Annotated in this window: 15 protein-coding genes, 2 pseudogenes and 1 riboswitch; of the genes and pseudogenes, 8 read left to right on the forward strand and 9 right to left on the reverse strand. The window is 62.0% G+C overall.

All coding sequences use genetic code 11. The features are described 5' to 3' along the window. Positions 1-74: 74 nt before the first annotated feature. From O148_RS0111820 to purU, 7 genes and pseudogenes are all read right to left on the reverse strand, one after another. Positions 75-1178 carry a substrate-binding domain-containing protein gene (locus tag O148_RS0111820; RefSeq protein WP_026531086.1) on the reverse strand — a complete coding sequence of 368 codons (1104 nt, stop codon included), beginning with the start codon at positions 1176-1178 and terminating at the stop codon, positions 75-77. A 22-nt stretch (positions 1179-1200) separates the two neighbouring features. Beyond that, positions 1201-2472, reverse strand: coding sequence for a multiple monosaccharide ABC transporter permease (gene mmsB, locus O148_RS16360; protein WP_051620156.1), 1272 nt, complete (start codon positions 2470-2472; stop codon positions 1201-1203). A 24-nt stretch (positions 2473-2496) separates the two neighbouring features. Beyond that, on the reverse strand, positions 2497-4053 hold the full coding sequence (gene mmsA, locus O148_RS0111830; protein WP_026531087.1) for a multiple monosaccharide ABC transporter ATP-binding protein: 1557 nt from the start codon (positions 4051-4053) through the stop codon (positions 2497-2499). A gap of 146 nt (positions 4054-4199) precedes the next feature. Then, positions 4200-5405: an ROK family transcriptional regulator gene (locus O148_RS0111835; protein ID WP_026531088.1), complete on the reverse strand. Its 1206-nt coding sequence runs from the start codon at positions 5403-5405 to the stop codon at positions 4200-4202. Between the two features lie 305 nt (positions 5406-5710). After that, positions 5711-6250, reverse strand: coding sequence for a gamma carbonic anhydrase family protein (locus tag O148_RS0111845; RefSeq protein ID WP_026531089.1), 540 nt, complete (start codon positions 6248-6250; stop codon positions 5711-5713). Between the two features lie 58 nt (positions 6251-6308). Beyond that, positions 6309-6497 (reverse strand): annotated as a pseudogene (locus tag O148_RS0111850) (DUF1737 domain-containing protein); the annotation flags it as partial. Positions 6498-6536: 39 nt separating this feature from the next. Continuing rightward, a complete protein-coding gene (gene purU / locus O148_RS0111855) occupies positions 6537-7400 on the reverse strand; it encodes a formyltetrahydrofolate deformylase (protein ID WP_026531091.1) in 864 nt (287 codons plus the stop codon). Positions 7401-7643: 243 nt separating this feature from the next. On the opposite strand from purU, the pseudogene O148_RS16365 reads away from it, so the two are divergent. The 4 genes and pseudogenes from O148_RS16365 to O148_RS0111875 all read left to right on the forward strand — a co-directional run bounded on the left by O148_RS16365 (position 7644) and on the right by O148_RS0111875 (position 12118). Further along, positions 7644-9113, forward strand: a pseudogene (locus tag O148_RS16365) (OFA family MFS transporter). A gap of 3 nt (positions 9114-9116) precedes the next feature. Beyond that, the gene (locus O148_RS18265; RefSeq protein WP_420805795.1) at positions 9117-9224 is read left to right on the forward strand and encodes an MFS transporter small subunit; all 108 of its coding nucleotides are present in this window, start codon (positions 9117-9119) and stop codon (positions 9222-9224) included. A gap of 472 nt (positions 9225-9696) precedes the next feature. Further along, a riboswitch (ZMP/ZTP riboswitch) is annotated at positions 9697-9783 on the forward strand. Between the two features lie 75 nt (positions 9784-9858). Next, complete coding sequence (glyA, locus tag O148_RS0111870) at positions 9859-11157, forward strand: serine hydroxymethyltransferase (RefSeq protein WP_026531092.1); 1299 nt, start codon at positions 9859-9861, stop codon at positions 11155-11157. A gap of 73 nt (positions 11158-11230) precedes the next feature. After that, positions 11231-12118 carry a bifunctional methylenetetrahydrofolate dehydrogenase/methenyltetrahydrofolate cyclohydrolase gene (locus O148_RS0111875; protein ID WP_026531093.1) on the forward strand — a complete coding sequence of 296 codons (888 nt, stop codon included), beginning with the start codon at positions 11231-11233 and terminating at the stop codon, positions 12116-12118. Positions 12119-12607: 489 nt separating this feature from the next. Here O148_RS0111875 and O148_RS0111880 read toward each other — a convergent pair whose 3' ends face one another. After that, positions 12608-13528 (reverse strand): LysR family transcriptional regulator, encoded by a 921-nt coding sequence (locus O148_RS0111880; protein ID WP_026531094.1) that lies wholly within the window; start codon positions 13526-13528, stop codon positions 12608-12610. A 71-nt stretch (positions 13529-13599) separates the two neighbouring features. On the opposite strand from O148_RS0111880, the gene O148_RS16370 reads away from it, so the two are divergent. From O148_RS16370 to O148_RS0111900, 4 genes are read left to right on the forward strand one after another with little or no spacing between them, the layout of a single operon-like run. Next, positions 13600-14658 (forward strand): YeiH family protein, encoded by a 1059-nt coding sequence (locus O148_RS16370; RefSeq protein WP_035745984.1) that lies wholly within the window; start codon positions 13600-13602, stop codon positions 14656-14658. Between the two features lie 45 nt (positions 14659-14703). Beyond that, the gene (locus O148_RS0111890) at positions 14704-15633 is read left to right on the forward strand and encodes an ABC transporter ATP-binding protein (protein ID WP_026531095.1); all 930 of its coding nucleotides are present in this window, start codon (positions 14704-14706) and stop codon (positions 15631-15633) included. Then, complete coding sequence (locus tag O148_RS0111895) at positions 15626-16543, forward strand: ABC transporter permease (RefSeq protein WP_240470860.1); 918 nt, start codon at positions 15626-15628, stop codon at positions 16541-16543. Before O148_RS0111890 ends, O148_RS0111895 begins: the two co-directional genes overlap by 8 nt. Next, positions 16540-17421, forward strand: a complete 882-nt coding sequence (locus O148_RS0111900) for an ABC transporter permease (protein ID WP_084157283.1) — start codon at positions 16540-16542, stop codon at positions 17419-17421. The genes O148_RS0111895 and O148_RS0111900 overlap by 4 nt, the downstream gene beginning before the upstream one ends. Before the next feature lie 95 nt (positions 17422-17516). On the opposite strand, the gene O148_RS0111905 is transcribed toward O148_RS0111900, so the two are convergent. Then, positions 17517-17833 (reverse strand): IS30 family transposase (locus O148_RS0111905; protein WP_035745987.1); only part of this gene is annotated, 317 nt, incomplete at its 5' end.

The raw sequence follows: 17833 nt of genomic DNA on the forward strand, positions 1-17833 counted from the left end.
GAGGTGAAACGGGTTGCCCCGCATCACCATGGTGATACGGGGCAACGGGAAATCGCCTCGGAGAGGCGCGGGTGCTACTTGGTGAGTTGTGAGAGTTTCGGATCGTTGGCATAGGCCTCGGCAGCGTTGTCCTTGGTGACAATGACCGGCTCAAGGAGGTACGTCGGGACGACCTTCACCCCGTTGTTATAGGACTCGGTGTCATTGACGTCCACGGTTTCGCCCTTAGCGGCCTGGCCGATCATCTTGATGGTCTGATCCACCAGCGCGCGAGTGTCCTTATTGATCGTGGAGTACTGTTCGCCCGCCATGATGGACTTGACCGACTCTGCCTCGGAGTCCTGGCCGGTGACGACCGGGATCGGCTTGCCCGCAGACTTCACCGAGGTGATGACCGCGCGGGCCAGCGTGTCATTGGGGGAGAGCACGCCGTCCAGCTCTTCGCTCTGGTAGGAGTCGACGAGGATGGTGTCCATACGCTTCTGCGCGTTTTCCGGCTTCCAACCCTGGGTTGCGGCCTGCTGCTGACTGGTTTGGCCGGAGCGGACCACCAAGGTGCCGTCATCGATCTTTGGCTGCAGAACGCTCATCGCGCCGTCGAAGAACTTGGCGGAGTTGGCGTCATCGGGCGAACCGGCAAGCAACTCGATGTTGTACGGCGCATCGCCCTTGAGCTTGGCGAGACCATCCAGGAGCGCCTGGCCTTGCAATTCGCCGACCTTGAAGTTGTCATAGGCGACGTAGTAGTCCACCGCGTCGGTGTTTTCCAGCAAACGGTCATAGGCGATGACCGTTGCGCCCGAGTCCTTGGCCTGCTTCAGCTGGTTGCCAAGCTGCTTGCCGTCCACGGCGCCGACAACGAGCACGTCAACGCCGCCCTGGACCATCGAGTTGATTTGGTTTTGTTGCTCGGAAGCGCCGCCGTTGGCGAACTGCACGGTGCCCTCGTAACCGGCTTCTTTGAGGCCGTCATTGAACAGGCCCTCCGCAAGAACCCAGTTTTCGCTGGTCTTTTGCGGGAGTGCCACGCCCACGCGGATGGTCTCGCTTGAGGTGCCGCCGGTGTTGTTGTCCGAGGACCCTGCGTTGGTGTCCTGGCGACCGCAACCCGTGAGCGCAAGTGCTCCCACGGCAACGAGGGCGACCAGGGATTTGGCTGCTTTGCCAGTGAATCGCATGTTCTTTCCTTCTTTTGTGTGGTTACTTTGTTTCATTCAAGGTCTCGGCCTGCTGTTGCTCCACAGATGGTTCAACGGTGGCTTGGGAACGCTTGAAATTCTTCATGAGGAGCCCAGTGATGGAGGGGCGTCCTTGGTTCTTGTTGTACACGTCAACGGCGACCGCCAAGAGCAGTACCAGGCCCTTGATCATGGAGGTGAATTCGGCCGAGGCGCCCATGAGCTGAAGCCCGTTCGTGAGGAAGGCCATGACCAGGCCGCCGACCACCGAGCCGAGCACGGTTCCGACGCCGCCGGAGACCGCTGCGCCGCCAATAAAGACCGCGGCAATCGCGTCTAGTTCCCAGTTCAACCCGTCTGCCGGGCCCGATGCGGTGGAACGGCCAATGAACATGACGGCGGCGATACCGGCCAAGAAGGACATGTTCATCATCACGAAGAAGTTCACCCATTTGGTGCGCACACCGGAGAGCTCCGCCGCGTTCCGGTTACCGCCAAAGGCGTAAACATGCCGGCCGAGGACGGTGCGGGAAGCGATAAAGCTGTAGATCAAAGTCAAGGCGATCAAGATGATGGCCGAAACCGGCAGCGAGGTACCCGGGCGGCCGGTGGCAAAGAGGTAGGTGATGTACAAGATGACGACGCACACCACGGCGATGCGCGTCACGGTGATCCACATGGGGACAACTTCGGCGCCAATCTTGACGTCGTTTGCCCGGGAGCGGAGTTGGCCCCAAATGACGAAGGCGCACGCGATGAGACCAATCAGTACGGTGAGGTTGTTGTATCCCGTGTTCGGTCCAATCTCGGGCAGGTAGCCTGCGCCAATGAATTGGATTTCGCGGGGCACCGGGATGGTCTGGGAAGCGCCGATGAGTTGCTGCAGACCGCGGAACCCGAGCATGCCGGCCAGGGTCACGATAAAGGCAGGGATGCCCCAGAACGCGGTCCAAAATCCCTGCCATGCTCCGATGGCCAGGGCGAGGGCGAGCCCGATAAGGATGCCCAGCCACCAGGGCAGTCCCCAGTTGGTGACCGAAATCGCGATGACGATGCCCACGAGCGCCGAGACGGAGCCCACGGAGAGGTCAATGTTTCCGGCAATAATGACAAACACCATGCCGATGGCCAGCACCAGGATGTAGGAGTTGCCATTGAACAGGTTTTGCATATTGGTGGGCGAAAGCACCTTCTGCCCGGTTGCAAAGTGGAAAAACAGCACGATCGCCACGAGCGCGATCACCATGCCGAATTGGCGAAGGTCTCCGCCAAAGAACTGCTTGAGTGTTTTCATCAGGGGTTCCTAGGTGCGAGTTATTTATGCGGCGCTCGAGCGACGGCCGGTGGAGGTCATAAGTTTCATGAGGCTTTCCTGATCGGCCGCGTCCTTGTTCAGGACACCGGTGATCTGGCCTTCAAAGATGGTGTAAATACGGTCGGAGAGTCCCAGGAGTTCGGGGAGCTCGGAGGAGATGACGATGACGGCCTTGCCGGCTTCGGCGAGCTTTTGAATGACGCCGTAGATTTCATACTTCGCACCGACATCGATTCCGCGGGTGGGCTCATCCAGGATCAAGATTTCCGGGTCCGTGAACAGCCACTTAGACAGCACCACTTTTTGTTGGTTGCCGCCGGAAAGTTTGGCAACGCCCTCATCAATGGACGGTGTCTTAGTGCGCATGCGCTGCACGTACTCCTTGGCCACAACACGCTCCTTGCGGTTGTCAACCACGTCATACTGACTGGAAATTTTCTTCAGCGCCGCGGCGACGGTCGTGGTTTTGATGTCATCTAACAGGTTCAGGCCGAGGCTCTTGCGATCCTCCGTGACGTAGCCGAGTCCGGCCTTGATCGCCTCAGGGACATTGCGCATGAAGACTTCTTTGCCGTTGATGAAGGTCTGGCCCGAAACGAACTGCCCATAGGAGTGGCCAAACAACGAGCGCGCCAGTTCGGTCCGGCCAGCGCCCATCAGCCCAGCGAATCCCACAATCTCACCGCGCCGCACAAAGAAGCTTTCGTCCTTGCACACCAACCGCTCGGCAACCTGGGGATGCCGAACCGTCCAGTTCTTCACTTCGAAAATGGTTTCGCCGATGTTCGGAGTGTGATCCGGGAAGCGGCTTTCCAGGGAGCGGCCAACCATGCCGCGGATGATGCGATCCTCGTCGAGTTCGCCGGTGGTGGCATCGATGGTTTCCACGGTTTTACCGTCGCGAATGATGGTCACCGAGTCGGCGATTTGCTCAATCTCATTGAGCTTGTGGGAAATCATGATCGAGGTGACGCCCTTGCCCTTGAGCCCCAGAATGAGGTTGAGCAGGTGTTGCGAATCTTCCTCGTTGAGTGCGGCAGTGGGCTCATCCAAGATCAGCAGCTTAACGTTCTTGGAGAGCGCCTTGGCGATTTCCACGAGCTGTTGTTTTCCGACGCCGAGGTTCTTGATCGCGGTGTCCGGGTCCTCGTTGAGGCCAACCCGCGCTAGAAGATCCAGTGCTTCGCGGCGCGCCGTGTTCCAGTCGATGATGCCCCAGCGGCGCGGCTCATTGCCTAAGAAAATGTTCTCGACGATGGAGAGCTCGGGAATGAGCGCGAGTTCCTGGTGAATAATGACGATTCCCGCGTCTTCTGACGATCTGATGCTGGAAAATTTGGCGACCTCGCTCTCAAAGACGATATCGCCGTCGTATGTCCCATAAGGGTAGACGCCGGAAAGTACCTTCATGAGCGTGGATTTGCCGGCGCCGTTTTCACCGCAAATGGTGTGAATCTCGCCAGCTCGAACCGAGAGGTTGACGTTGGAGAGCGCTTTGACGCCGGGGAATTCCTTGGTGATGCCGCGCATCTCGAGGATGAGGGGAGTGCCTACTCCCATGTTTCGCCTCCTGGGGACTTCGTTGTCTCATGGTCCGCGGTACGGACGTGGGTGGTGTTGTGACGGGCAACCCCCCTGAGTGTGATCATAGTGGGGAAACCGACCTTGCCGTCAAGTCTTGAACGCAAATTGTGATCTAAACGGGTTTAGGCACTCTTGGCCACCTGGGCAAAGCCTTCATTTTGCAAAACCAAGGAGGCGGCGCCCAGCACCTCGGCGCGATCGCCCAAGGTGGAGACGGCGAGCTCGGTCGATTCGCCCACAATCGGCACCGCGTGGCGGGTCAGTCCACGCCGGATGGGCTCAAGCAAGGTCTCGCCCAGTTCGTGAAGCGGGCCGCCGATGACAATGGTCGCCGGATTGATGAGGTTTGCGACGTTTGCGATGGCCTGCCCCACGGCCTGGCCCGCGTCATCGACCAGCCGGCTCGCGGCAACATCCCCGGAGCGCACCATCGACACCACGTCATCGCTCGTGAGCGTGCGCGCGCTCGCACGTGAAAGCACGTCGATCATGGTGGACATGGAGGCCACGGTTTCCAGGCAGCCGCGATTGCCGCAGCGACACACGATCCCGTTCTCGCGGATCGTCGCGTGCCCGATCTCCCCAGTGACCCCGATATTCCCGTAATAGAGATCCCCATGAAAAATCATGCCCGCACCTATCCCCGAGGCGATCTTGACGTACATCAGCTCCTGCGAGCCGGAGTGCGGACCCCAACTGACCTCGGCGAGCGCGCCGAGATTCGCGTCATTATCTACGTATACCGGCAGTTGGAATGCGTCTTCCATGCGCTCTTGCAGGTTGATTCCAACCCATTCGGGGAGGATCGCGCCCTGGGCCACGGTCCCGGTGCGCCGGTCGATCGGTCCGGGAATGCCGATGCCGGCACCCAGCAGACGGGAATGGTCCATGCCTTGCGCGTCAACGAGTTCTTGGAGCAATTTTTTCGCGGCGGCAATGGCGCTTTCCGCGCTATGACCGAGGGGAAGCGCGGTGCTGACCTCTTGAAGTATCCGATACCCAGGGGAGGCAAGCGCCACCCGAACATGCCTGCGCCCCACGTCAATGCCAACGGCGGCGCTGCCGTTTTCGTCCAAACGCACTGCGAGCGCGCGCCGCCCGGACGAGGTAGTGGGGCTGGTGCTCACGAGACGCGCCGACTCCATGATCTTGACCAGGTTGGACACGGTCGCGTTGGAGAGTCCGGTTTGCCGGGAGAGTTCGGCTTGGGTCAGCGCGCCGTTTTGGGCCAGGGCGGAAATGATCCGTTCCTGATTCTGCGCTCGCAGGGCGGATTGGGAGCCGGGGCGCCGGTGCGCGCGGCCGCCCGATGCACGATCGTTGGGCATGCACCTAAGCGTGCACCATGGACCCGTTGCAGTCAAGAATTGAACGCACCCCCCTCGTCTATGTAGCAGTTAATGCCCATGTTTGGGCTCATCATGGGCATTAACTGCTACACAGATGAGGTCGGGGTTTCGCGAATCTCCTTGGTGAGGGTCGACGGCGGTGACTCGCCTTAAGGAGGCGGCGTCACGCCGTCGTGGTTCAGTGGGGGACGGGCGTGCCGAAAGCCGACCGCGCGCCCGGCGCGGAAAGCAATCGCGGTGACAATGCTGCACACTCGAAATCGACTGTGCAGATAATGCACGCTTTAACGGCGTGTCGCGTGCGTGTTCTGCACAGTCGATATGTAGGTGGAGGCGAGGTCTACGTAGTGGGCGCCGTTCTCGCGGATGTGCGCCTGCTCCTCCTCGGTCAGGGGACGCCGCACTTTTGCCGGGACGCCCGCCACGAGAGAACCCGGCGGAATTTCGGTTCCCTCCAACACCAAGGCGCCGGCGGCGACCAGTGACCCGCGGCCCACTACCGCGTTGTTCAACACGGTCGCGTTCATGCCGATCAGACAGTCGTCCTCGATGGTGCACCCGTGAACAACCGCGCCGTGCCCCACGCTGATGCCATCGCCGAGCGTCGCGTGCGCGTGTTCGTCGGCGTGGACCACCACGTTGTCCTGCAGGTTGGTCCGCTCGCCAATGCGGATGGCGCCAGAGTCGCCACGGACCGCCGCCCCGAAAAAGAGCGAGGATTGCGCGCCAATGTTGACGTCCCCGGTGATGAAGGCGTTCTCGGCGACAAACACCGTCTCGTCAAGCTGCGGGGTCAGGTCATTGAAGGGAAGAATCGGGCTCATGTGCCCATCCTACTGGTGCCTCCAGGCCGAAGCCCGGGCGCGATTATTGGGATGAGTTTGGCAAGATCACAGCCTGCGCCACAATCACGGATTCGCCATTGAACGTCGCGGCCGGCGAACCGTACAACTGATAGCCGTCCTCCAACGCCGCGCTGATTCTTTCGCAAAAGGAGCGGTCATCCGGGCCGGTAATCAGCCGGTAGCGCAACGGCTCCTTGGGCGACGCTTCGGTGTTTTCACTGCTCATGACATCTCCTCGGTGGCGCGATGCTAATGGAACTCGGTGCTAGTTGAATATGACGGTCCGGTTGCCGTCCAAGAGCACTCGCTGTTCGCTGTGCCACTGCACGGCCTGCGTGAGCGTGCGCCCCTCGACGTCGCGGCCCAGCGCCACGAACTGCTCTGGACTGCGCGCATGGTTCACGCGAATGACTTCTTGCTCAATGATGGGGCCCTCGTCGAGGTCCGCCGTCACGTAATGGGCCGTCGCGCCAATGAGTTTTACGCCGCGAGCGTGCGCCTGGTGATACGGCTTGGCCCCTTTAAACGCAGGCAGAAAGGAGTGATGGATATTGATCGCGCGGCCCTCGAGTTCTCGACACAACTCGTCGCTCAAAATCTGCATGTAGCGAGCCAGGACCACCAATTCAATGTCATGATCGGCAATGAGGTCCAGAAGCTGCGCCTCCGCCTCTTGCTTCGTTTCCGGGGTGACCGGAATGTGCACAAAGGGGACCTCATAAAAGGCGGCCATGTCCGCGAGTGCCGTATGGTTGCTGACGATCACCGGAACGTCGATATTGAGGTTGCCGGCGTGACGGGCGTAAAGCAGATCATTGAGCGCGTGGCCGTCTTTGGACACCATGATCAGGGTGCGCGTAGGAACCTTGGCGGCCCGAAACGCATAATCCATCGAGAATTCGGCAGCCACCCCGGCCAGCGCCTCGGTCAACTCCACTTCGGTCACCGGGGAGAGCGCCGCAAACTCGACGCGCATAAAGAACGTCCCGGTCGGCGAGCCAAACTGCTGCGAAGCAACAATGTTGCCGCCCACACCGGCCAAAACCCCGGACACGGCGTGAACAATACCCGGTTGATCGGGACAGGAGAGCGTCAGGACAAAAACCGGCGTTTCAATCGTTTCGGACACAAACCCACCTTAGCCACCGCCGGGTCCGCCCGGGTAACCCCACGACCAAGTGTTGCGCCGCGCGGCGGTCGGGGACACGCCGTCGTGCATCTTTGGAGACCAAACTCTATCCAACGGGCTTGGCATCGCTTACGCTGTGGGAAAGATGTTTTTGCATATATCTTCGTGCACGAAATCATGGAGACCCCCACGAACCGGCGCTGCGCCGGTTGCTCGCATGTAGCAAGTGTCAAAGGAGACAGTATGAGTTGGTTGGAGAGAAGCCGGACGATTGCCAAGCCCGGCTTCAACCGCTGGATGATTCCGCCCGCCGCGCTGGCCGTGCATCTGTGTATTGGGCAGGTGTACGCGACCAGCGTCTACAAGACCGCCCTAGTGCAATACTTCGGTGTGTCGCAAACGTAAATCGGCATTATTTTTTCGATCGCGATTGTGATGCTCGGGCTGTCCGCCGCGGTGATGGGCACCTGGGTGGACACGAACGGGCCGCGGAAGGCCATGTTCACCGCGGCGTGTTTCTGGGGCGCGGGGTTCCTGGTCGGCGCGCTCGGCATTTTTACCGGGCAGCTCTGGCTCGTGTACCTGGGGTATGGCGTGATCGGCGGCATTGGCCTGGGCATCGGCTACATTTCCCCGGTCTCCACACTCATTAAATGGTTCCCCGACCGTCCAGGCCTCGCGACCGGTATGGCGATCATGGGATTTGGCGGCGGCGCGCTCATCGCGAGCCCCGTCTCCACCGCGCTGCTACGCGCCTATGACCCCAACTCCGGCGCGCAAGGCTGGGTCGCCTCCGGGGACGCCGTCGGGAAACTGTTCCTCACCCTGGGCATCGTGTACTTCATTTACATGCTGATTGGCTCCATCATTGTGCGGGTGCCCGCGCCGGGCTGGAAACCTGACGGGTTTGACCCCGCCACCGTCAAAGCCAAAGCCCTGGTCACCACCGCTTCGGTCAGCGCCAACAACGCCATCAAGACGCCGCAATTCTGGCTGCTGTGGGTGGTGCTGTTCTGCAACGTGACCGCGGGCATCGGCATTTTGGAGCAAGCGGCGCCGATGATCCAAGACTTCTTCCGCGATTCCTCCGGCGTCTCCATCGTGACCGCGGCGGCCGCCGGCGGCTTTGTGGGACTGCTCTCGATCGGCAACATGCTCGGCCGCTTCGGCTGGTCCACCACCTCCGATCTCATCGGCCGCAAACCGATCTACATGATTTACCTCGGCGTCGGCGCGGTGCTCTACACGGTTCTGGCCTTCGCCGGCAGCTCCTCGACCGTGCTGTTTGTCCTGCTGGCGCTGGTGATTCTGAGCTTCTACGGCGGCGGGTTCTCGACCGTCCCGGCATACCTGCGCGACCTCTTCGGCACCTACCAAGTTGGTGCCATCCACGGCCGGCTCCTCACCGCGTGGAGCGCGGCAGGCATTGCCGGGCCGCTCATCGTCAACGCGTTCTTGGACGCGCAGGGCAAGCCCGGCGAGTTGACCGCGCCCGCATATCAGCCCGCACTCTTGACGATGGTCGGCCTGCTGATCGTCGGGTTTGTCGCGAACCTCTTGATCCGCCCGGTTGCCGACCGGTTCCATGAACCGGCCGCGGCCGTGGTGAAGAACGACGGCGATGCCCTCACCAATGGCGGGGGTACTGGGCCTGCGGTTGGCGAGGTCGTCGTCGAAGAAGACGTAGTCATTGACAAGAACGAAAGGGGCTAGGCCGTGAACGCACGAGTCAAGCTTGTAGCCGTCTGGGTGCTGGTCGGAGTGCCGCTCATCTACGGCATTGTGCAGACGCTCTCCCGGGTGCCCGCGCTGTTCACCGGGTAGTTGCCGGGGCAGTTTGCGCGGCGGTGCTGCCACATAATCGATTATGTGGCACTTTAGGGCCCGAAACTGCCACATAAACTTCGCGTCCGGGTGACCCCGCTGGTCACCGGACCCGCGACCGCCTAGGTGACCGCGGTCCAGGGTGAGGTGCGGGTGTGAGGCGAGCAACGCCGTCGTGCCTCTGTGCCGTGCGCCTGGGTCCCGCGAGAAAGTAGGTCCGTATACCGCCCTACTTTCTGGGGCGAGGGCCGGGGATTGGGCTGGGGTGCGGACCCCCGGATCCGGGACTGTTTACCGGTTAGGCGCATGTCTGTTTGCGGGGCAGTTTGTGCGGCGGTGCTGCCACATAATCGATTATGTGGCACTTTAGGGCCCGAAACTGCCACATAAACTTCGCGTCCCGGGCGAGTGCCGAGTGAGGGAGAGCGCTGACGTGCTCGTACTTCGTGTCGGCGCCATGCGCTAAGCTGGTGCTGTTGGCCGTAACTGGCGTTCGGGTGGATGACCACCGGGGAGCGGCCGCAGCGCTTACCATGGATCGCGCGCCTGGGACCGTGGGTCGACTCAACGATCGAGCCGGGAAACCGGCATTCGCGATAGTCTGGCCACAATCTCGTCCCAATCTAGGAGTGCCATGTCCACCGAAACGTCTGCCCAAATCACCGATGCCCCCCTGTCCGAGGTTGACCCGGAAATCGCCCGGGTCCTGGACCAGGAATTGGGCCGCCAGCGCGACACGCTGGAAATGATCGCTTCCGAGAACTTCGCGCCGCGCGCCGTCATGGAATCGCAGGGTTCCGTGCTCACCAACAAGTACGCGGAGGGCTACCCTGGACGCCGCTATTACGGCGGCTGCGAGTTCGTCGATATTGCCGAGAACCTCGCGATCGAGCGGGCGAAGTCGCTTTTCGGCGCGGATTTCGCGAATGTACAGCCGCACTCCGGCGCGCAAGCCAATGCCGCCGCGCTCGCCGCGATGATCAAGCCCGGCGACAAGATTCTGGGCCTTTCGCTTGCGCACGGCGGGCACCTGACCCACGGCATGAAGCTCAATTTCTCCGGCAAACTGTATGAAGTTGCGGCCTACCAGGTGTCTGAAGATGACTTCCGCGTCGACATGGACGCGCTGCGCGAGCAGGCTCTCGCCGAACGCCCGCAGGTCATTATTGCGGGTTGGTCCGCGTACCCGCGCCAGCTCGATTTCGCCCCGTTCCGCGAGATCGCCGATGAGGTCGGGGCGCTGCTGTGGACGGACATGGCGCACTTTGCCGGGCTGGTCGCCGCGGGCCTGCACCCGAACCCGGTCCCGCTTTCCGACATCACCACCTCGACCGTGCACAAGACTCTCGCCGGCCCTCGCTCCGGTGTGATCCTGTCCCGCGACGGCGAAACCTGGGGCAAGAAGATCAATTCCGCGGTGTTCCCAGGCCAGCAGGGCGGCCCGCTCATGCACGTGATTGCGGGCAAAGCGACGGCGTTCAAGATTGCCGCCGGCGAGGAGTTCCGCGAGCGTCAGGAGCGGGTGCTCGAGGGTGCCCGGATTGTGGCTGAGCGGCTGAGCGCCCCGGATGTGGCCGAGGCCGGAGTGTCGGTGCTGACCGGCGGCACCGACGTGCACCTGGTGCTGGTGGATCTGCGCAACTCCGCGCTGGACGGGCAGCAAGCCGAGGATCTGCTGCACTCGGTTGGCATCACGGTCAACCGCAACGCCGTCCCGTTTGACCCGCGCCCGCCGATGGTCACCTCGGGCCTGCGCATCGGCACCCCGGCGCTCGCCACCCGCGGTTTCGGCGCCGCCGAATTCACCGAGGTCGCCGACATCATCGCGACCGCGCTCAAGCCGTCCCCGGACGTGGACGCCTTGTCCGCGCGCGTCAAGAAACTGACCGAGGACTTCCCGCTGTACCCCTCCTTGGGTCCAGCGCAGCAATAGTCGCAGCAATAGTCAAAGTACGACGGCGTGTCCCCGGCCCGGGTGCCTGGGCGCGCCAAGGACAGGGGTCACCATGGTAGCTACCGTTTTAGACGGCCGGGCAGCGGCCGCCGAAATCAAGGCCGAACTCGCCGAGCGGATCGACGCCTTGCGCTCTCGCGGGGTGACGCCGGGAATCGCCACCGTTCTGGTGGGCGAGGATCCGGCATCTCAGGTGTATGTCGGGATGAAGCACCGGCAATCCGAGGCGCTCGGCATGAACTCGATCCAGCGCCAGTTGCCCGGCGATGCCACTCAAGCCGAGGTGGAGGCTGTCATTGACGAGCTCAATGCCGACCCCGCCTGCCACGGGTATCTGGTGCAGCTTCCGTTGCCCAAGCACCTGGACACCGACGCGATTTTGGAGCGCATCGATCCGGCCAAGGACGCCGACGGGTTGCACCCGATGAACTTGGGAAAGCTGGTGCTTTCGGTGTCGGGGAAGATCGATTCGCCGTTGCCGTGCACGCCGCGTGGGGCGATCGAGCTGCTGTTGCGCAACGACTATGACCTGCACGGCAAACACGTGGTTGTGGTGGGGCGCGGGATCACGGTGGGCCGCTCGATCGGGCTGATCTTAACGCGCAAGAACATCAACGCGACGGTGACGCTGACGCACACCGGGACGTTGGATCTACCGTCCTACCTGCGTCAGGCCGACGTGATCGTCGCCGCGGCAGGTGTCCCCGGAATGATCACGGCCGCGGATGTGAAGCCCGGTGCGGCAGTGCTGGACGTGGGTGTCTCGCGCGAGGAGGACTCCGAGAGCGGCAAGTCGGTGATTGTCGGCGACGTTGCTCCCGACGTTGCCGAGGTAGCGGGGTACCTCTCGCCTAATCCCGGCGGCGTGGGGCCGATGACAGTGGCGTTGCTGCTGACGAACGTGGTGGAGGCCGCCGAGCGCGCCGCTGTCGGGAAGTGACACCTGCGCCGAGGTAGCCCAGGCTTCACCGGTTTGGCGCTCACCTGTTCTGCGCTCATCCCCTAGTTTCCTTTTCATCCCGTAATTGCGGGATGAAAAGGAAACTAGGGGATGAGCGGCGGAAGCGTTTCCTGTCACCCTGAAAATAGACGCTTTAACCGCGTGGATGCTGCACTCCGACCCCGCGGACAACAACCCGAGCGACGGCTCGCCCGGTCAGCTCTGGGTCGAAAGAATACGAGGGAGCTGGTTGGCCCCTGGGTAGACAACTTTACATTCCCATTCCGCGGGACTATTTTTGCGCGGCGTCAAGGTACGACGGCGTTGCCCCCGATCCGAGGCTTGGGGACCTCATGCGCATGGTCACCAGGTCGCGCAACGCGGACGGAGCCTGGACGCGAGGGAAGCGGCTTCCAGGCGAAATCTGGTTCGATGTCGATGTACCGGAAGGTGAGCCTTCCACGTGGCTCACACTGGTTGGAATGCGGGTCACCGCATGGTGGGAAAACTTGTAGCGGCGACGTCGATGAGCGCTCGTGCAGCTGGAGTCAGGTCTCCTTTCCATACTGCGGTCAACGGGCGTCCGAGCGCTATCTCGGTCGGTACCTGAAGCAAGGTTCCGTTATCTAGTTGCGCCTGGACGGCGTGCTGGCTCAGCACCGCTGGCGAGGAGCCGGTTTGGACCGCAATGCGGACGGCGGCATTACTGGAGACGACGTGCGCCGGCTCTGCGATGGGAACTCCCGGAAGGTGTCGGGCAAGGATCTCGGTGAAGGACTCGCGCGTGCCGGAGCCGGCCTCGCGGGTGACCAGCGGAGTCGCGGCGAGCTCTTCTAGCGAGACCTTGCTCGTACGCTCTGCCCAGGGGTGTCCCGGTGCAACGACAACTAGGAGGTAGTCTCCACCCAGATGCTTTTTGTTCACGCGAGTCGGGATGAGAGTGGTCTCGATAAACCCCAGTGCGGCTTTCCCCACTTCCACGTTTTGTAAGACGTGAGTCGAGTTGCCGACGTCCACTGTGACCTTTACTCCGGGGGAGTCCTTCGCGAAAGCAGTGAGCCACCGCGGGAGCAGGAATTCGGAGATTGTCATGCTCGCGACCACCTCTAACTGTGCAGAAGTTGTCGATGTCAGCTGGTTGCACCAGTTAGAAAAGTAGGCGGCTTCATTCAGCAATACGCGAGCGCGCTCGGCAAACTGGCGACCTGCTTCGGTAGGAACCGTTCCCGTAGTTGATCGATTTACCAGTGTGACGCCAAGTTCGCGCTCCAATTGCTTGAGGGCGCGGCTGGCGTTGGGTTGGTGTACACCGAGTTTTCGCGCCGCTGCGCTCAGGCTTCCGCCCTCCACGATCGCAACAAAAAGCGCGAGCGCGTCCAAGTTGGGAAGTACATTCCGGACGGTGGGCATATCACCATGATATGCCCGCATGCTATTTGGGTGTCTACCGCTCGGGGAGGGCGTCTGAGAAAGTCGGAGTGATGTTTAAGCGACAAGCCCGACCGGCCAATACCAGCTCCGCCGCCCTCGGCCACCGAGTGATCGCAATCCGCGCCACGGCTCCGGGACTCGTCGCATGTCTGATCGCCGCCGGCATCTCGCTAGCGGTTTCCCTCCTGTTACCCGGTGTAAGCGCGTTGCTCGTCGCGATCGTTCTTGGCGTGCTCCTCGCCAACGCCGTGCGCATTCCCGACTCGTGGTCTCCAGGTCTGGCGGTGTCGGCGAAGAAATTGCTTCGGACAGGAATTGTGCTTCTCGGACTGCAACTCGTCCTCGGAGATATCTTGGGGCTCGGCTGGGGCATGATCGTCGGTGTCGTCGCCATTGTGGTCGTCGGCATTTTCGGCACCGTCGCGCTTGGCAAGATCCTCAAGGTGCCCTCCCGGCTCACCCTTCTCATAGCCTGCGGTTTCTCCATTTGCGGTGCCGCAGCCGTTGCCGCGACCGCCTCAGTCATCGAGCCGACGGATCCCCAAGAACGCCGCCAAGCCGAAGAAGACACCATCACCGCGGTCGCACTGGTTGTCATGTTCGGCACTGCAATGATTGCCCTGGTGCCGCTGATCTCGGCGTGGCTCGACCTCCCCAGCACAGACGCCGGACTCTGGGCGGGCGGCTCTATCCATGAGGTGGCCCAAGTCGTTGCCGCGGGGAGCATCTTAGGCGGTGGCGCGCTCGCGGTTGCGGCCGTCGTCAAGCTCACTCGCGTGCTCATGCTCGCGCCGGTCATCGCCGTGCTGAGCGCCCGCGCGCGCAAGCGAGTCGGCGTAAGCGCCACGAAGCGCCCACCCCTGGTGCCGCTTTTCGTGGTTGGCTTTCTAGCGATGGTGGTCTTGCGTTCGCTCGTCGACGTCCCGCAAGGCGCACTCACCGCGGCGTCCGTCATGCAAACAATCCTGCTCTCGGCCGCGATGTTCGCACTTGGATGCGGGGTGAAGGTGCGCCAACTCGCAAAGGTGGGCGCGAAGCCCTTCCTGTTAGCCACCCTGTCAACGATCCTTGTGGCAGGTGTGGCGGGCATCGCCGTCGTGCTTCACTAAGCCAAGCCGTTGGGGAACGCCAACCGATTTTGCTAGGCTTGGCGAGTGACCCACAACACAGTGATCGAGGCGACGAACCTCACCAAGAAGTATGGCGATTTCACCGCCGTGGATGCGATCAGTTTTAGTGTGCCCGAGGGGGAGTCGTTTGGGCTGCTGGGGCCGAATGGCGCGGGCAAGTCCACGACCATGCGGATGATTGGCGGCGTGTCCTCGCGCGCCGGCGGTGAGCTGAGGATCATGGGGCTGGATCCGGCGAGTCAGGGGCCGGAGGTCCGCGCGCACCTGGGCGTGGTGCCGCAGCAGGACAATTTGGATGAGGAGATTCGCGTCTGGGAGAACCTGTACGTGTACGGCCGGTATTTTGGCCTGCCGAAGCGGTATCTGATGCCGCGCATCGAGGAGCTGCTGGATTTCGCGCAACTGACCGAGAAGCGCAATGAGAAGGTCACCGCGCTCTCCGGCGGGATGAAGCGGCGGCTCACGATTGCGCGCTCGCTCGTGTCCGAGCCGAAGATCCTGCTGCTTGACGAGCCGACCACGGGGCTGGATCCGCAGGCGCGGCACATCCTGTGGGACCGGCTGTTTCGGCTCAAGGAGCAGGGCGTCACGTTGATTTTGACCACGCACTTCATGGACGAGGCCGAGCAGCTTTCCGACCGGCTCATCGTGGTGGATCGCGGGGCGATCATGGCCGAGGGTTCCCCGGCCGCGCTCATCCGCGAGTACTCCACGCGCGAGGTGCTCGAGCTGCGCTTTGGCGCCTCCCGGAACGCCGCGGTCCTTGCCGAGTTGGAGGGTTTGGGGTCGCGGGTTGAGGTGTTGCCGGATCGGGTTTTGATGTACGACGACGATGGCGAGGCTCTCCTTGAATCGGTGCGTTCTCGGGGACTCACCCCGGTGACGAGTCTGGTCCGGCGTTCCTCGTTGGAGGATGTCTTTTTGCGGCTGACCGGGAGGAGTCTCATTGACTGAGAAGGCTTCTGTGGTGCCCCGCGGCGGGGCTGGCCGTGGGGTTGGTGACGATGCTACCGCGGGTTGTGTGGCTGGCGGAGTGCGAGCCGATGGCTGGGTGACGGCCGCGGTGTCGGCCAGGCGCGCACGGCGGTTCGGTGCGCTGTACATGGCTTCATACCTGATTCGGAATATGCGCCGGTACGGCGTGGTGCTGGTCGCGTATTCGGTGGGACAGCCGCTGATCTATTTGGTGGCAATGGGGCTCGGGCTGGGGACTCTGGTATCCGGGAACTCTGCGGCGCTTCCGGGAGGGGTGTCTTACCTAGTATTTTTGGCGCCGGCGATCTTGATTTCGACCTCGGTGATGGTCGCGGCGACGGAAACCACGTTTCCGGTCATGGCTGGGTTCAAATGGCAGCGGACGTACTATGCGCCGCACGCAACGGCGCTGTCCTCGGCGCAAATTGCGCAGGGTGTGATGCTTGCGGTGTGTGCGCGGGTGCTGTTTGGGTCGGTGGTGTTCTGGGTGTTCATGCAGCTCTTTCGCACGACGGACCGGATGGTGGAGTCCCTGTTAGTGATTCCCATTTCGCTGCTGGCCGCGTTGGCGTTTGGGTTGCCAGTGATGGCGTATGCGGCGTCGATTACCGAGGATCGCGGGCAGTTTGCGACTGTTCAACGGTTCATCATCATGCCGCTGTTTTTGTTCTCCGGGACGTTCTACCCGTTGGCGGTGTTGCCCGGGTATTTGCAGTGGATTGGGTGGCTTTCGCCGATTTGGCACGGGACTGAACTGGCTCGTGTGGTGAGTTTCTCCTATGCCGAGCCCGGGTGGCTGACCGCGGTGCACGTGCTGTTCCTGGTGGCTTTGGCTCTTATCGGGTACCTGCTGTCGGTGCGGAACTTTAGGAAGCGGTTGGACGCATGAGTGTTTCGGATTCGGACTCGGCTTCTGGTTTGGCCCCGGTGGCGGCGAGTGTCGGTGTTGGCGGGGGCCCGGCAGATGAGGTGACCGTGCGCCGCGGGCCACTCTCGGGCCTGTACTCCGGGAATATTCGTGCGGTGTTCAACCGTGGGTTGATGGCGGCCAAGGGCTCGACGTGGGTGGTGTGGCTCTCCGGTTTCTTTGAACCGGTGCTGTACCTGTTAGCCATGGGGATCGGCATGGGGGCACTGGTGGGTTCGGTGACCGGGCCCGGCGGGCAAGAAATGCCATATGCGGCATATATCGCTCCGGCGCTGCTGGCGGTATCGGCGATGAATGGCGCAGTGTTCGATTCCACCTGGAACGTGTTCTTCAAAATGCAGTATGCGCGGCTCTACCAGGCGATGCTTTCCACCTCGTTGGGGCCGCTGGATGTGGCGTTTGGCGAGATTTTCTTGGCGCTCTTCCGCGGGCTGCTGTATGCGACCGGGTTCACCGCGGTGATGGGTTTTATGGGTCTCTTGGTGTTGCCCTGGGGGCTGTTGTTGATTCCGGCCTCGCTCATCATTGCGTTCGCCTTCGCGTCGGTGGGCATGGCGATCACCTCCTTCATGAAGACGTTTCAGCAAATGGACTGGATCAACTTCGTGATGTTGCCGATGTTCTTGTTCTCCGCGACGTTCTTCCCCATCACGGTGTATCCCGAGGCGATTCAATGGCTGATCATGGCGATGCCGCTGTGGCACGGCGTTGAGCTGTTGCGAGGGATTAGCGTCGGCGAATTCGGCGGAATCTGGGTGCACTTGTGCTATTTCGCGGTGATGATAGCTGGCGGCCTGGCCCTCACGACGGCGCGGCTGCGCGCGCTCTTCCTCCGCTAACCGCGCACGGCTGCCCAAACCTTCCGTCTCCTGCGACCGGTGCCCCTCCGCCGATTCGCGAGTTGCCACGTGCGACGGTCATCCGGACGGCGGTTTCAAGGGGCTAGTGCAACACGGTTTGCTTGTATTTGTTGTTCCAGTTTGACGGTTGCGCTGAGGTAATCGTGCATTCGGCGGGGTCGGATGTTGATGAGGTGTTCCGTGTTCGCGATGTCCTCGTCGCTAATGTTGTTGAAGTTGGTGCCTTTGGGGTAGAAGTCGCGGATGAGCCCGTTCGTGTTCTCGTTGCTCGGGCGCTGCCAGGGCGAGTGCGGGTCGCAGAAGTACACTTTGCAACCGGTATCGATGGTGAATTGTGCGTGGTGAGCCATTTCTTGGCCTTGGTCCCAGGTGATCGCATTCGTGGACGCTT

Source organism: Haematomicrobium sanguinis DSM 21259 (genome assembly GCF_000688395.1).
Classification (GTDB): Bacteria; Actinomycetota; Actinomycetes; order Actinomycetales; family Micrococcaceae; genus Haematomicrobium; species Haematomicrobium sanguinis.